This window comes from Pseudomonas sp. zfem002, from assembly GCF_032621685.1.
In the GTDB taxonomy this organism is placed as follows: Bacteria; Pseudomonadota; Gammaproteobacteria; order Pseudomonadales; family Pseudomonadaceae; genus Aquipseudomonas; species Aquipseudomonas japonica.
The window spans coordinates 103,954-119,331 of record NZ_JAVYJH010000001.1; the positions used below are offsets into that span (position 1 = coordinate 103,954).

Here is a 15,378-nt window from a genome sequence, read left to right on the forward strand (position 1 = left end):
GGTCACAACCCATACATACCCGCAACGGAGGCTGCACCCATGAGCACCGTGTATGACTGGGACCTGATCGAACGCCTGCTGCACGAAGTGCAGAACAGCGCCGACCAGCATTTCACCCCGCGCCCCTACGCCGAACAGCACGCCGCGCAACTGGCGGCGACGGGCCAGCCGGTGCCGGACGTGGATCACCTGAAGACCCGCGCCTGCGACTACGAACGCCTGTTGCTGGAGCGCGGCTACATCGCCGATCGCCCGGAAAGCGAAGGCGGCAACGGCGAGAACTACGTGCTGACCGAACGTGGCTCGCGCCTGCTCAGCCTGATCGACAGCAGCATCCCGGGCAACGATCATCCGCGCCAGGTGCTCGACGACCAGGCCGATGCGCTCGACGAGGCGACCTTCGAGGAAGTGGCGACCAAGGCACAGATTGCCTGATGAGGCTCAGACATATCTGGTAATGACTGACCGGCGGTCCTCATAATTGGCGCCAATTCTCCGCTGCCGTGAGGTCGTCATGTCGTTGTCAGAAGTGGGGGCGCGCCGATGAACGCTGTGCGTCGCGATCCCGATGCCTTTGCCTTCCAGGTGATGCTGGGGCTGTGCCTGATCTGGGGGATCCAGCAGGTGATGGTGAAATGGGCCGCCGCCGATATCGCTCCGGTGATGCAGGCGGCGACCCGCTCCGGCATTTCCGCGCTGCTGGTCGGCCTGCTGATCTGCTGGCGCGGTGGCTGGGAACAGGTGGGCAGCACCTGGCGCGCGGGGCTCCTGGCCGGAGCGCTGTTCGGCATCGAGTTCCTGTTCATCGCCGAAGGGCTGCTGCTGACCTCCGCCGCGCACATGTCGGTGTTCCTCTACACCGCGCCGGTATTCACGGCCCTCGGCCTGCACTTCAGTCTGCCCAGCGAGCGCTTGCGGCCGCTGCAGTGGATCGGCATCCTGCTGTCCTTCGCCGGTATCGCCGTGGCCTTCGCCGGCGGGGTGTCGCTGGCGGACCTCAGCGGCCCGATGCTGCTCGGCGATGCCTTTGGTGTACTGGCCGGTGCAGCCTGGGGCGCCACGACGGTGGTGGTGCGCTGTTCGCGGCTGTCCGAGGCGCCAGCGACCCTGACCCTGTTCTACCAGCTGGCGGTGGGCTTCGTCGGTCTGCTGCTGATCGCCGCCTTCAGCGGCAAGCTGACCCATGTCTCGCTGACGCCCATCGCGATCGGCAGCGTGCTGTTCCAGGCCCTGGTGGTGTCGTTCTTCAGCTACCTGACCTGGTTCTGGCTGCTGCGCAAATACCTGGCGTCGAACCTCGCGGTGTTCTCCTTCGTCACGCCGATCTTCGGCGTGACTTTCGGCGTGCTGCTGCTGGACGAGCCACTGAGCCTGAACTTCATCATCGGCGCGCTGTGCGTGCTGGCCGGTATCGTCCTGGTCAGCGCGGAGCAGTGGGTACGCAGGCGCCTGCGTTCACTGCTGGGGCAGCGCTAGGCCGCAAGGCCAGCGCGCCGGCCAGGAGCAGGCCGCTGCCGGCGACGATCAGCGCCGGTTGCAGGCTGCCGGCGAACTGATTGCTCAGCGCTGCCAGCAACGGCCCGCCGAGCTGGCCGATGGCGAAGCAGGCGGTGAGCAGACCGGCATTGCGCTGGGTGGCGTGGGGCGCCAGTTCCCGCGAGCGCTGCATTACCAGCTGCATGCAGGCCAGGAATGGCGCGCCGCAGAAGATGACCCCCAGGGCCAGCCCCGGGCCGTTGCCGAGCAGGCAGGCGAAGACGCCGGCCGCCTGCAGCCACAGGGTCAGCATCAGCCAGTGCGACGTGCCGTTCGGCGTGGCCCGGCGCTGGCTCAGCAGCAATACGCCGAGCGCCGCGGCCAGGCCGAAACCGGGCCAGAACAGGTCGGCCATCCAACTGCCGTGGAAGCGTGCGCTGGCCATCTGCGACATGAAGGTCGCCGGGATGATGTAGCCGATACCGTAGAGACCGTAGATCAGGCCGAGGCGGGCGATACCGCGGCTTGGCGCGTTGCTGCCGGTGGCCGCGAGCGGCGCCGCCGGCAGGTGCTCGGGGCGCGGAATCATCGACCGCACCGCCAATAGCATGACCAGCGCGGCGACCGCATAGATCAGCCACAGCGGCGCCGAACCGAGGCCGTAGAGGTTCGAACCCAGGGCCAGCAGACCGGTGAGCATGATGCCCAGGCCGGGCCCGGCGAACACCAGCGCACCGAGGCGTGGCAGGTTGTGGTGGGCGGCCAGGGGCTGGGTCAGGCTGGTGATCATCACCAGCACCCAGGCGCTGGCCACGCCGGTGCCGAAGCGCAGCAGGGCGTGGACCGCGAAGCCGTCGGCCCAGAACGACACCAGGGTCAGCAGCACGCACAGCCACAGGCCGATATCCAGGCGCAGGCGGACCTGCCGCGGGCCGCGGGCGAACATGGCATCCAGCGCGCCCAGCAGATAACCCAGGTAGTTGGCCGCGGCCACCAGGCCGGCGGCGGTCAGGCTCAACTGGCCTTCGCCGACCAGGTGCGGCAGTTGCGGCGTGAGGGCGAAACGGCCGATGCCCATCGCCATCATCAGGGCGACGAAGCTGGCCAGCAGGCGGAGTCTTGGCGACATGGCGGGATTCCTCGGTGCAAAGCGGTTGATGGCGTTCAGACTACCGGCGCTTGGCATTCTTAAAAATTGAATAATAATGAGCGACTTGTTCAATTTTGGAGAACGGCCATGGAGCTGAGTCAACTGCGCATCTTCCAGGCCGTGGCCGAGACCGGCTCGGTGACCCGCGCCGCCGAGCAGTTGCACCGGGTCCCGTCGAACCTGTCGACGCGCCTGCGCCAGCTGGAAGAGCAACTGGGCGTCGAGCTGTTCCACCGCGAACGCCAGCGCCTGCAACTGTCCCCCGCCGGCAAGGTGCTGCTGGATTACGCCGGACGCATGCTGGCCCTGCATGACGAGGCGTTCGCCGCGGTGCAGGGCGGCCAGCCGGCCGGCGAGTTCATTCTCGGCTGCATGTACAGCACCGCGGCGATTCATCTGCCGGACCTGCTGGCGCGTTATCACAAGGCTTATCCGGCGGTGAACCTGCAGGTGCAGACCGCGCCCAGCGGCGAGCTGCTCGAAGGTCTGCTCGCCGGACGCCTGGATGCCGCCTTGCTGGATGGCCCGCTGTCGCTGGCGGGGCTGGATGGCGTGCCGCTGTGCGAGGAAACCCTGGTGCTGATCACCGAACCCGAGCATCCGCCGGTGCGCAGTGCGCGGGATGTGGCCGGGCGCGCGGTGTTCACCTTCCGCAAGGGTTGTTCCTATCGCATGCGCCTGGAAGCCTGGTACGCCCACGACCATGCGGCGATGGGCCGGGCCATGGAGATCGAGTCCTACCCGAGCATGCTCGCCTGCGTGGTGGCCGGTTCCGGCGTGGCGCTGATGTCGCAGTCCATGCTCGACAGCCTGCCGGGGCGCGAGAACGTCGCGGCGCATCGCCTGCAGACCCCGTTCGACCAGGCCACCACCTGGCTGGTGTGGCGTCGCGGCATGCGCGGGGCCAACCTGGATGCCTGGATCAATCTGCAGGAGGCGTTGCACCAGGGGCCGTCCGTCGGCGAGGCGCTCAGCGCTTGATACAAGTCAGAAGCGCCGTGTTTTCTGTGAGCGATGCGTAGGACTTGAGGCTATGATGTGTAAGAAACATCGCAGCCAAACTGGATTGGACGATGACCCTCAAGGGGGACATATGAAAGACCTGATGATGAACTGGCTCCATGACCTCGCCGTTGCGCTGGGCCTGATCCCGCCGATGCAGCCGGTGCCGATTCCGAGTGACGAAGAGAAGCGCAAGCAGCAGCCGCGGCGCTGATCGTCAGGGACCGCGTTGCGGTCCTTCGCGGGCAAGCCACGCTCCTACGGGGTCTGCGCTTGCCCACCCCGGACAATGAAAAAGCCCGCGGCAAGCGCGGGCTTCTTCTCCTGCAGCAATATCAGGCCAGTTTGGCCGCATTCACCGCCGGACGCGACGTCAGGCTGACTACCACGAAGCTCACCAGGCCGATCGCCAGGCTGTAGTAGATCGGCGTGTTCGCATCCATGCCGTCCTTGATCATGAACGCCAGGGCAGTGACGAAGCCCAGGGTCATGCTGACGATGGCGCCGCGGGTGGTGGCGCGTTTCCAGTAGATGGCACCGATCAGCGGCACCAGCATGCCACCCACCAGCAGGTTGTAGGCCAGGGTCAGGGCGCTGATCACATCCTCGACCATCAGGGCGATGCCCAGTACCGCCAGGCCGGTCAGCAGGGTGAACAGGCGGTTCACTGCCAGGCTCGACTGCTTGCCGCCACGCAGCTTCGGCAGCAGGTCTTCGGTCAGCACGGTGGACGCCGCCAGCAGGCCGGCGCTGGCGGTGGACATCATCGCGGCCAGCGCGGCGGCGATCACCAGGCCGCGGATACCGTCCGGCAGTGCCGATTTGACGATGGCGGCGAAGGCGTTGTTGGCGTTGCCCAGGTCCGGCAGGAGCACATGCGCCGCCATGCCGATCACCGCGCAGACCAGACCGTAGATCACGCAGTACACACCCGCGGTGGTACCGGCGTACTTGGCCACGTTCTCGTCACGGGCGGTGAACACCCGTTGCCAGATGTCCTGGCCGATCAGGATGCCGAAGAAGTAGATCAGGAAGTAGGTGATGATGGTGTCCCAGCCGATGGTGGTCAGGCTGAAGCTGGCCGCCGGCAGCTTGGCCACCAGCTCGTCCCAGCCGCCGACGCGGTAAAGGCAGATCGGCAGCAGGACGAACATCAGGCCCACGGTCTTGATGACGAACTGGACGATGTCGGTCAGGGTCAGCGACCACATGCCGCCGATGGTCGAGTACACCACCACGACGCCACCGCCGAGCAGGATCGCAGCCCAGAACGGCAGCTCGAACAGCACCTGCAGTACGGTGCCGATGGCCAGGGTGGAGGTCACGCCGATCATCAGCGCGTAGGCCAGCATGATCACCGCACTGGCCTGGCGCGCCATCGGGTTGTAGCGCTTTTCCAGGACCTGGGTCACGGTGAAGATGCGCAGGCGCAGCAGCGGTTTGGCGAGGAACAGGTTGAGGGCGATGATGCCCAGGCCCAGCGCGGCGCACAGCCAGAAGCCGGAAATGCCGTGGACGTAGCCCAGCTTCACGGTGCCGACGGTGGACGCGCCACCCAGGACCGTTGCCGCCATGGTGCCCATGTACAGGCTCGGGCCGAGATTGCGTCCGGCCACCAGGTATTCTTCGTGGGTCTTGGCGCGGCGCATGCCGTACCAGCCCAGCAACAGCATGCCGGCGGCGTATATCAGTACAACGAATATGTCCAAGGCCATGGGGTGTCTCCAATTATCTTTTTTATGTGAGATCGATCCCGCGGGCGGTGGGCCGCCGCGGGTCATTTCTTCGTAGTAGCGCGGTCCGTGAGCAACGGACCGCCGTCATGGCTCCTGCCGAAAGGTGAAGCTCCTTGCCTTGGCCGTTAGCGACGGGCTACGCCGGGCAGCACGCAGAGCATTTCGTACAGCAGGTTGGCACCCAGCAACGAGGTGTTGCCGGTGGTGTCGTAGGGTGGGGAGACTTCCACCAGGTCGCAGCCGATCAGGTCCAGGCCCTGGCAACCGCGGATGATTTCCATCGCCTGGATGGTGGTCAGGCCGCCGATTTCCGGGGTGCCGGTGCCGGGCGCCCAGGCCGGGTCGATGCCGTCGATGTCGAACGACAGGTACACCGGGCCGCCATCGACCTTCTCGCGGACTTCCGCCATCAGCGGCGCCAGCGACTTGTGCCAGCACTCTTCGGCCTGGACCACGCGGAAGCCCTGCTTGCGGCTCCAGTTGAAGTCCTCGGCGGTGTAGCCCTGGGCACGCAGGCCGATCTGCACCACCCGGTCGCAATCCAGCAGGCCTTCTTCCACGGCGCGGCGGAAGGTGGTGCCGTGGGCGATCTTCTCGCCGAACATGTGGTCGTTGACATCGGCGTGGGCGTCGATGTGGACCAGGCCGATCTTGCCGTGCTTCTTGTGCAGGGCGCGCAGGATCGGCAGGGTGATGGTGTGGTCGCCGCCCAGGGTCAGGGGGATGACGTTGTGCTCGACGATCTTGTCGTAGGCCTCTTCGATGATGCGCACGGCGTCGAGCAGGTTGAAGGTGTTGATCGCCACGTCACCGATATCGGCGACCGACAGCGAGTCGAATGGCGCGGCGCCGGTGGCCATGTTGTACGGACGGATCATCACCGACTCGGCGCGGATCTGCCGCGGACCGAAGCGGGTGCCGGAGCGCAGCGAGGTGCCGATGTCCAGCGGCACGCCCACGAAGGCGGCGTCGAGGCCGGCGGGACTTTGCAGGTGGGGCAGGCGGAGCATGGTTGCGATGCCGCCGAAGCGCGGCATTTCGTTGCCACCCAGTGGTTGGTGAAGAATCTTGTCCACGGTTCGGGCCTCATCGATTCGATTGTTCTAGTTGTTGATATATGTTCTCGACAACGGCCAGTCAGCCGGAAATGTCCTGGAACAGTTGCTGTGCGGTGCAGTCTGCAAAAGGTAGTGCGCCAGAAGAATCGCTACCGGCAAATACTTAGTTCAGGATTTTCTGAACTATCGGCCGCAGCACGGTTAGACTGTGCTCATTTCCGACCTCGCGGACTCCCGTTTTCATGGCCTCGAACCTGCCCGACCTGAAGCTGCTGCGCATTTTCGCCAGCGTGGTGCGCCACCAGGGCTTCGCCAATGCCCAGCGCGATCTCAACCTGTCCACCTCGGCCATCAGCACCTACATGAGCCAGCTGGAGTCGGCCCTGGGCATCGTCCTCTGCCATCGCGGCCGTGGCGGTTTCAGCCTGACCAGCAAAGGTGAACTGTTCCATCAGGAGACCTTGCGCCTGCTCGCCGAGCTGGACGGTTTCGAGCAGTACGCGGCGGCGCTCAAGGGCGAGCTGCGCGGTACCCTCAACCTCGGAGTGATCGACTCCACCGTCGGCGACCGCGCCTTGCCCCTGGCCGAAGCCATCGGTGCCTACAGCCAGGAACACCCGGCGGTGCACCTGCACCTGTCGGTGTCCAGCCCCTACGAGCTGCAGCTGGGTGTGCAGGACAACCGCCTGGACCTGGCCATCGGTGCTTTTTCCACGCGAATGAGTGGGCTGGTCTACCAGCCGCTGTATCGCGAGCAGCACTGGCTGTATTGCAGCAACCGCCACCCGCTGTACCACGAGCGGCGCATTCCCGAGCAGGTCATCACCCAGCAGCGCATGGTCGGGCGCGGCTACTGGAGCCAGGCGGAACTGGCCCGGCACGGCTTCAAGCACAGCGCGGCGACGGTGGAGAGCATGGAGGCACAGCTGATCCTGGTGCTGTCCGGCGCCTACATCGGCTATCTGCCCGAGCACTATGCCCAGGCCTGGGTCGACAAGGGCGACCTGCGGGTGCTGTCGCCGGCCACCTTCGGTTACCAGGCGCCCTTTTCCATGATCATTCGCCGCGGTCGCAGCCGCGAGCCGTTGATCCAGACCTTCCGCGACCTGCTCCGTGCACAACTGACGCCTGCCTGATAGCGGCTATTGGCCATTAATACTTTGTGTCTATGGTAAAAATACTGGCCAGATGCCCACACCCGGATGAATGCTCTGCTAGACCTTTTCTTGCTGTGATGAATTTTCCGACAATCTCATCAGCAGGGAACGCCCAAGATGCGCAAGAATTTGCCCGTCACTGAGCAGGAAAGAACTTTCCCCCAAGAACAGCGACTGATCTCCACCACCGACCTCAACAGTCGCATCACCTACTGCAATGACGCCTTCGTCGCCATCAGCGGTTTTACCCGCGAAGAGCTGATCGGCCAGACCCACAACATCGTCCGCCATCCCGATATGCCACCCGGGGTCTTCGCCCATATGTGGGAGACCATCAAGGAAGGCAAGCCGTGGATGGGCGTGGTCAAGAACCGCGCGAAGAACGGCGATTTCTACTGGGTCAGCGCCTATGTCACGGCGATCTACGAGAATGGCCGGATCAGCGGCTACGAGTCGGTCCGCTCGCTGCCGAGCCGCGAGCAGGTGGCGCGGGCCTCGGCGCTGTATGCGCGGCTGAACGCCGGGCGCTCGCCGACGCCGGTCGCCGCCCGTGTCGTCGATGTGCTGGAGCATGGCTGGCCGTTGCTGGCCGCCGGGGTGGTCTCGGTGGGCGCTTACCTGACGCTGCCGCAGTACGCCGCGCTGGGTATGCTCATGGCCAGCCTGCTGAGCGCCTGGTACCTCCAGGAAAGCCGGCAGAACCGCGTGATCCGGCGCACCCTGGCCGAGCACCCGAAAGCCTTCACCAGTCCGCTGGTGGCCCTGACCTACAGCCGCAACCTCGGCCCGCAGGGGCAACTGGACCTGGCCATGATCAGCGAAGAGGCGCGCCTGCAGACCGCGCTGACCCGCCTGGTGGATGCCGGCGTCGGGGTCCGCACGCGGGCTTCGCAGTCCTCGGACCTGTCCGATGCCCAGGCGCAGATGCTCGATCGCCAGCGCAGCGAGACCGACCAGTCGGCCACCGCCGTGGCGCAGATGGCGGCGACCATCCAGCAGGTCACGCACAACGTGCAGAGCACCGCGCACGCCGCCTCCGATGCCGACGAACTGACCCGCCAGGGCAGCACGCTCGCGCAGCAGAGCCTGAAAGCCATGAGCAGCATGGCCGAGGCGGTCAGCGATATCGGGGCGGCGGTCAATGCCCTGGCCGAGCAGACCCAGTCCATCGGCAGCGTGGTGGATGTGATCACCTCGATCGCCGAGCAGACCAACCTGCTGGCGCTCAATGCCGCCATCGAGGCGGCGCGGGCCGGGGAGCAGGGGCGTGGCTTCGCCGTGGTGGCCGATGAAGTGCGTTCCCTGGCCCAGCGTACCCGCGCCTCCACCGAGGAAATCCACCTGATCATCGCCTCGTTGCGCGCCGGTGCCGATCGTGCGGTCAGCAGCGCCAGCAAGGGCGAGCAGATCTCCCGTGACAGCGTGCACAGCGTCGAAGCGGTGCAGCAGGCGTTGGGCGGGATCAGCGAGGCGGTCAGCCGCATTACCGGCATGAGCCAGCAGATCGCCACGGCGTCCGAGCAGCAGAGCCATGTGGTGGAAGACATCAACCAGCAGATCGTGCGTATCGCCCAGTTGTGCGATCACAGCGCCGGCCAGGCCCGGCAGGGTGCCGAGATCAGCCTGGAGCTGGAACGCATGGCGGAATACCTGCACGACCTGGCGGAGCGTTTCAACCGCTAGCCGCGCGATAACCGGCCCACAGGGATGTGGGTGTTTTCCGGGACTGCTGTGGCACACTTGCCCGCCCAGGAGAGCCCGATGTCCAGAATCCAGTGCGAACGTTGCCTGCGTCCGCAGAACCACTGCCTTTGCCCCTTGATCCCGTCCCTCGACAGCCGCACCCGTGTGCTGTTGTTGCAGCATCCCGATGAAGTTCGTCATGCGTTGAATACCGCGCGGCTGGCCGCGCTTGGCCTGAATAACGGCGAGTTGCGGGTGGGCGAGGTGTTCGACGATCTGGCCGAGGTGATTGCCACGCCGGGGTATCGGGTCGGGCTGCTGTTCCCTGGTGAAACGGCGACGCCGTTGCAGAGGTACCAGGCGGACGAGCGGCCCTGGCTGCTGATCGTGCCCGACGGCACCTGGCGCAAGGCGCGCAAGCTGCTCTATCTGAATCCGCTGCTGGAGGGGTTGCCACGGGTCACGCTGGCGCAGGTCCAGCCGTCGCGCTACCGGCTGCGCAAGGCGCCGGAGGCGGGGGCATTGTCGACGGTGGAGGCGGTGACACAGGCGTTGAATGCGCTGGAGGGGGAGGGGCGTTTCGATGCCTTGCTCAGGCCGTTCGATGCGCTGATCGAAGGGCAGATCGCGGCGATGGGGCGGCAGACCTTCGAGCGTAATCACCTGCGTTGATCTTTCGGGCCTCATCGCCGGCAACGCCGGCTCCTACAGGGTTCGGCGGCGTACGCGGTCCTTGTGGGAGCTGGCGACACCGATCCCGCTGACTCAACGCTCGCGCAACGCCTCCGTGCGCGCCTTCAGCACCGGCTTCAACAGGTAGTCCAGCACGCTCTTCTCGCCGGTGATGATGTCCACCGTCGCCACCATCCCGGGGATGATCAGCAGCGGCTTGTTGTCCCCGCCCAGGTGATTCCTGTCGGTGCGCACCTGGATCATGTAGAAGGCATTGCCCTTGTCGTCGGTGACGGTGTCGGCGCCGATCAGTTCCAGCTTCGCCTTGAGCCCGCCATAGATGGAGTAGTCATAGGCACTGAACTTGACCATGGCGCTCTGCCCCGGATGCAGGAACGCCACATCCTGCGGGCGCACCCTGGCCTCGATCAGCAGGTTGTCTTCCAGCGGCACGATTTCCACCAGGTCGCTGCCGGGCTGGACCACGCCGCCGATGGTGTTGACCTTGAGCAGCTTGATGATGCCGTGCACCGGCGAAACCACCGTGGTGCGGTTGACCCGGTCGTCGATGGCGACGCTGGTGGCGGTGATCTTCGACAGGTCGGTACGTTTTTCGTTGAGCTCCTTGGCCGCCTCGGAGCGGAAGCTGGCCTCGGACTCCTCGATCTTGCTGCGGATCTCCGCCGCCGCCGCCTCGGCCCGGGGGATCGCCAGGCTGGTGGCGTTCATCGAGCCACGGGCTTCCACCGCGCTGCGCTTGAGGCGGAGGATTTCCACCGGCGAGATCGCCCCGGTCTTCACCAGTGGCGTCGACATGTCCAGTTCCTGTTGCAGCAGGGCCAGACCGGAGCGGTATTGCTCCAGCTTGGAGCGGAACTCGGCCAGTTCCTGGTTCTTCTGCCGCAACTGCTCGTTGAGGGTCTGCTTCTCGCTGGTCAGGCGGCGCTGACGTGACTGGTACAGCGCCAGTTCGTCCTCGGCCACCTGGGGCGCCTTGCTGCGCACCTCCTCGGAGAGCTGGAACGGCTTGCCCTCGGCCTCCGCCGAAAGGCGCTCGACCTGGGCGGTGAGGGCATAGCGGTCGGCCTCGCTTTCGCCCTTGTTGGAGCGAAAGCGCGTGTCGTCGAGGCGCAACAGGGTGTCGCCCTTGTTCACCATCTGCCCTTCACGGACGAAGATCTCGGTGACGATGCCACCTTCGAGGTTCTGGATCACCTGAACCTTGCTCGACGGGATCGCCTTGCCTTCGCCGACGGTCACCTCGTCGAGCACCGCCAGGCTGGCCCAGACCAGCGCGATCAGCAGCAACGCCGCCGCCAGCCACACGGTGATGCGCGACAGCCGCGGCGAATCCTGCAGCGTGGCGCTGGCCAGGTCCGGCAGGTAGTCGCGGTCGGCGGTCTTGTTGAAGCTGTTGAAGTAGCTGCGAAGGGAGGACATGGGTACGCCTCTTGTGAAACAGCACATGACTCGTTGGCTGGCGCGGCCCCCTGTGTGTAGGAGCTGGCTTGCCTGCGATGGACCGCAAGGCGGTCCCGGACCTCACCGCAATTAGGGACCGCTTTGCGGTCCATCGCAGGCAAGCCAGCTCCTACAGGGGAGCGCGTCGATCTTGTTAGAGCGCCTGACCGATACGGCCCTTGCGCAGGGCGTCGATCACCGCATCCTTGGCACCGTCGGCGACGATCTTGCCGTTGTCCAGGACCAGCAGGCGATCCACCAGGCTGAGCATCGAGGTGCGGTGGGTCACCAGCAGCAATGTCTTGCCCTCGATCCAGCCATGCAGGCGCTGGCGCAGTTGTTCCTCGCTGCTGTTGTCCATGTGGCTGGTGGGTTCGTCGAGGACCACGATCGGTGGCTCCAGCAACATCGCCCTGGCCAGCAGGACCGCCTGGCGCTGGCCGCCGGAGAGCAGTTGGCCGCGTTCGCCGAGGGGCCGGTCGAAGCCCCGCGGATGCTGTTTGGCCAGTTCGCTGACGCCGGTCAGTTCCGCCACTTCGAGCATGCGCGCGTCGCTGACGTAGCGGGCGCCGAGGGTCAGGTTGTCGCGCAGGCTGCCGGCCAGCAGCGGCAGGTCGTGGGCGACGTAGCCCAGTTGCTGGCGCAGTTCGCTGATGTCCAGCTGGCGCAGGTCGAGGTTGTCGAGGAGGATCTGCCCGTCGTCCGGTTCGTAGAAGCCCATCACCAGCCGCGCCAGGGTGCTCTTGCCCGAGCCGCTGCGGCCGATGATGCCGATGCGTTCGCCGGGTTTGACGCTGAAGCTGACGTTGTTCAACGCCGGCGCGGCCTGTCCGGCATAGCGGAAGCTGACCCGGCTGACCTCCAGCGCGCCCTGCAGGCGAGCGTGCTCCAGCGGCTGCTGGTCGGCGCGGCGTTCCTGGGGCAGGGCCATCAGCGCGTCGGTGCTGCGCATGGTCAGTTGCGCCTGCTGGTAGCGGGTGATCAATCCGGCGATCTGGCCCAGTGGCGCGAGGACCCGGCTGCCGAGCATGTAGCAGGCCACCAGGGCACCGACGCTGAGGCTGCCGGCGATGATGCTGTAGACCCCGGCGACGATGGTCGCCATGCCGCAGAACTGCTGGACGAACAGGGTGCCGTTGGTGGCCAGGGCGGACAGGTTGCGGGCATGCGCGTCCAGTTGGGTGAGGGCGCCGAGGGTGCTTTCCCACTGGTACTGGCGCTCGCTTTCGGCGCCGCAGGCCTTGAGGGTTTCCAGGCCGCCGAGGGTTTCGATCAGCAGCGCCTGGCGTACCGCGCCGAGGCTCAGGCTTTTCTGCACGGTGTCGCGCAGGCGCACCTGGATCAGCAGGGCGAAGACGATGGTCACCGGGAAGGCGATCATCGGGATCAGCACCAGCCAGCCACCGAGCAGGCCGATCACGGCGAGCATCAGCACCACGAAGGGCAGGTCGATGACGCTGGTCAGGGTCACTGCGGTGAGGAATTCGCGCAGGCCCTGGAAGTCGTGGATGCTCTGGGCGAAGCCGCCGATAGTGGCCGGGCGGGCCTTCATCGACATGCCGGTGATGCGCTCGAACAGGGTCGCCGAGAGGATCATGTCGGTCTTCTTGCCGGCCTGGTCCAGCAGGTGCGCACGCACCACCCGCAGCACCAGCTCGAACGTCGTGCCGATGAACAGGCCGATGACCAGTACCCACAGGGTCGAGATGGCCTGGTTGGGCACCACGCGGTCGTAGGTCTGCATGACGAACAGCGGCACCAGCAGGCCCAGCAGGTTGATCAGCAGGCTGGCCAGCAGGGCATCGCTGTACAGCCAGCGCGATTGCTGCAGGGTGTCGCGAAACCAGGCGTGGACCCGCGGCACCAGCGGCGCGCGCTGCTGTTCCAGCTCATGCCGGGGGCGGGCGAACAGGGCGTGGCCGGAATAGACCTCGGCGAGTTCCTCGCGGCTGACCCACTGCTCGCCGCCATCGGCTTCGCAGGGCAGGATCAGCGCCTGGTCCTGGTCTTTCCAGCGCCGCAGCACGGCGCAGCGGCCGTCCTTGAACAGCAGTAGCACCGGTAGGTTGAGCGCGGCAATCGCAGACAGTTCGCGGCGCAGGATCCGCGCCTGCAAGCCGGCACGGGCTGCCGCGCGTGGCAGCAGGTCGACGTCGAGCCGCTGCTGGGGCAACGGCAGGCCGCTGCACAGGCTGGCACGGCTCGCCGTGCAACCGTGCAGCTTGCAGAGAATCAACAGCCCATCGAGTAACGGATCATCGAAACTCTGGCGTTGGTCCGCCGAGCTCGCCGGTTGCATGCTGGTCACAATGGCCTACCTCTCCGCCGAGGGGGCGGAACCGAGTCAACGCATTTCAGGTAACCGCGCGTCAGTCTTCACTTCGCTCTTGGCGATGGCTTCCGGTGGCAGCGAGATCTTCTGCCGGGTCAGCAGGTCGCCCATGTTGGCCAGCACCCGGTAGCGCGAGAACTCTTCGATGTAGCGCACCTCCACGTAGCGCCGATTGGCGTTGTACAGCTCGTTCTCGCTGTCCAGCACATCGAGCAGGGTGCGTTGGCCGAGGCCGAACTGGTCCTGGTAGGCGGCGCGCACCCGTGTGGTGGTTTCGGCGTACTGGCGTGCCGAGGGGGTCTGCTTGATCGCATTGTTCATGGCGTTCCATGACAGCGACAGGTCCTCGTTGAGGGTGCGCAGGGCGTTGTTGCGGATGTCCATGGCCTGGTTGATCTTGTGCGCGTCGGACTGCAGGCGGGCCTTGTCGCTGCCGCCGCGGAACAGGTTGTAGGTCATCACCACGCCAGCTCGCCAGTCGGTGTTGGCATGGCCTTCCTCGCCGCCCATGTTGTTGTTGGCGGCGGTCGACAGCTCGGCATCCAGGCGCGGGTAGAACGGCGACTTGGCGACTTCGTATTGTTGCTCGGCGGCCTGCACGTCGGCTTGCGCCGATTTCAGGTAGGGGTTGTTCGCCAGCATGTCCTGGCGCGCATCGACCAGGGTGGCGGGCATCTGGCCCTGGATCGACGACGGGGCTTCCAGTTGATCGGCCTCGCGCCCGATGACACTGAAGAAGTTGGCCTCGGCATCGGCGAGGTCGACTTCGGCGGTGTTCAGGTTGTTCTCCGCCAGCGCCCGGCGGGCGGTGGACTGATCGAGGTCGGCGGTGCTGCCGACCCCGCGCTCGCTGCGCAGGCCGATCTGGTCGTTGACCCGCAGGTGCGCCTGCAGGTTGTTCTTGGCCAGGGTCACCAGTTCGCGGCGCTTGAGCACCTCCAGGTAGACCTCGATGGCGCGCAGGGCCACGGTCTGCGAAGTGGCTTGCAGGTAATAGGCACGGGAGTTCACCACCGCTTCGGTGCGGGCGACTTCATTGGAGGTGTTGAAGCCATCGAAGAGCATCTGCCGCAGGCGCAGTTCGGACTGGGTGTAGTTCAGCGTTTCCTTGTTGTGATTGCGCGTACCGTCTGCATTCTGACCACGGGTATTGATGTTGTCCGAGCGTTCGCGGCCATAGCCGGCCACCAGGTCGACGCTCGGGTAGTAGCCGCCCCGGGCAAATTTCACGTCTTCATCCGCGGACAACCGACTGTTGATCGCCGCCTTGGCTTCCGGGTGGTAATCCACGGCGCTCTGTACGGCTTCCTGCAACGACATCGCCTGGGCACTGGCACAGGTCATGGCCAACAACAACGCACTGGTGATGGGGTTCAAAACGCGCATGGGTTACTTCTCCCTGATTCCATTTTTAGGTCTTGCGCTCGCCAAATTATTGACGAAAAAGAAGGTTCAAACCGTTTCAGGCTTGTAACAACTGAGCTAAGAACATTTGCGCGTAAACCTAAGAAGAAATTTTCATAAGGGTTATGCGAAAAAAAACTTATGCGGTCTAAGAAATCCAGCACATTGTTTAACCCAGGCGTCAGGTATACCGGGCGCTGTGGCGCTTTTTTACTGGCGCCAGAAAGTTTTCAAGCCGTTTTTCGGC

At 65.4% G+C, this 15,378-nt stretch carries 13 protein-coding genes and 1 pseudogene; 8 read left to right on the forward strand and 6 right to left on the reverse strand.

The features are described from left to right. Positions 1-39: 39 nt before the first annotated feature. Both RTI28_RS00460 and RTI28_RS00465 read left to right on the forward strand, forming a co-directional pair. Positions 40-435, forward strand: a complete 396-nt coding sequence (locus RTI28_RS00460) for a transcriptional regulator (RefSeq protein WP_316918635.1) — start codon at positions 40-42, stop codon at positions 433-435. A 108-nt stretch (positions 436-543) separates the two neighbouring features. Further along, positions 544-1,476: a DMT family transporter gene (locus RTI28_RS00465; RefSeq protein WP_316918636.1), complete on the forward strand. Its 933-nt coding sequence runs from the start codon at positions 544-546 to the stop codon at positions 1,474-1,476. Here RTI28_RS00465 and RTI28_RS00470 read toward each other — a convergent pair. Continuing rightward, positions 1,421-2,605, reverse strand: coding sequence for an MFS transporter (locus tag RTI28_RS00470; RefSeq protein WP_316918637.1), 1,185 nt, complete (start codon positions 2,603-2,605; stop codon positions 1,421-1,423). The genes RTI28_RS00465 and RTI28_RS00470 overlap by 56 nt on opposite strands. A gap of 108 nt (positions 2,606-2,713) precedes the next feature. On the opposite strand from RTI28_RS00470, the gene ptrR reads away from it, so the two are divergent. Beyond that, the gene (gene ptrR / locus RTI28_RS00475; protein WP_316918638.1) at positions 2,714-3,607 is read left to right on the forward strand and encodes a putrescine utilization regulator PtrR; all 894 of its coding nucleotides are present in this window, start codon (positions 2,714-2,716) and stop codon (positions 3,605-3,607) included. Between the two features lie 112 nt (positions 3,608-3,719). Beyond that, complete coding sequence (locus RTI28_RS00480) at positions 3,720-3,842, forward strand: PA1414 family protein (protein WP_281177191.1); 123 nt, start codon at positions 3,720-3,722, stop codon at positions 3,840-3,842. A gap of 121 nt (positions 3,843-3,963) precedes the next feature. Here the strand turns inward: RTI28_RS00480 and RTI28_RS00485 are convergent, their stop codons facing one another. Together RTI28_RS00485 and speB are read right to left on the reverse strand one after the other, a co-directional pair. Then, a complete protein-coding gene (locus RTI28_RS00485; protein WP_316918639.1) occupies positions 3,964-5,343 on the reverse strand; it encodes a sodium:solute symporter in 1,380 nt (459 codons plus the stop codon). Positions 5,344-5,489: 146 nt separating this feature from the next. Next, complete coding sequence (gene speB / locus RTI28_RS00490; RefSeq protein WP_316918640.1) at positions 5,490-6,440, reverse strand: agmatinase; 951 nt, start codon at positions 6,438-6,440, stop codon at positions 5,490-5,492. A gap of 224 nt (positions 6,441-6,664) precedes the next feature. On the opposite strand from speB, the gene RTI28_RS00495 reads away from it, so the two are divergent. From RTI28_RS00495 to RTI28_RS00505, 4 genes and pseudogenes are all read left to right on the forward strand, one after another. Next, entirely contained in the window at positions 6,665-7,558 is an 894-nt protein-coding gene (locus tag RTI28_RS00495) for a LysR family transcriptional regulator (RefSeq protein WP_316918641.1), read from the forward strand. A 138-nt stretch (positions 7,559-7,696) separates the two neighbouring features. Then, a pseudogene (locus RTI28_RS30200) lies at positions 7,697-7,978 on the forward strand (PAS domain-containing protein); the annotation flags it as partial. A 249-nt stretch (positions 7,979-8,227) separates the two neighbouring features. Beyond that, positions 8,228-9,262: a methyl-accepting chemotaxis protein gene (locus RTI28_RS00500; RefSeq protein ID WP_410478942.1), complete on the forward strand. Its 1,035-nt coding sequence runs from the start codon at positions 8,228-8,230 to the stop codon at positions 9,260-9,262. 78 nt (positions 9,263-9,340) lie between these two features. Then, complete coding sequence (locus tag RTI28_RS00505; RefSeq protein ID WP_316918643.1) at positions 9,341-9,934, forward strand: tRNA-uridine aminocarboxypropyltransferase; 594 nt, start codon at positions 9,341-9,343, stop codon at positions 9,932-9,934. A 93-nt stretch (positions 9,935-10,027) separates the two neighbouring features. Here the strand turns inward: RTI28_RS00505 and RTI28_RS00510 are convergent, their stop codons facing one another. From RTI28_RS00510 to RTI28_RS00520, 3 genes are all read right to left on the reverse strand, one after another. Then, a complete protein-coding gene (locus RTI28_RS00510; RefSeq protein WP_316918644.1) occupies positions 10,028-11,374 on the reverse strand; it encodes an HlyD family type I secretion periplasmic adaptor subunit in 1,347 nt (448 codons plus the stop codon). A gap of 175 nt (positions 11,375-11,549) precedes the next feature. Further along, a complete protein-coding gene (locus tag RTI28_RS00515; RefSeq protein WP_316918645.1) occupies positions 11,550-13,703 on the reverse strand; it encodes a type I secretion system permease/ATPase in 2,154 nt (717 codons plus the stop codon). 36 nt (positions 13,704-13,739) lie between these two features. Further along, the gene (locus tag RTI28_RS00520; RefSeq protein WP_316918646.1) at positions 13,740-15,113 is read right to left on the reverse strand and encodes a TolC family outer membrane protein; all 1,374 of its coding nucleotides are present in this window, start codon (positions 15,111-15,113) and stop codon (positions 13,740-13,742) included. Positions 15,114-15,378: the final 265 nt, after the last annotated feature.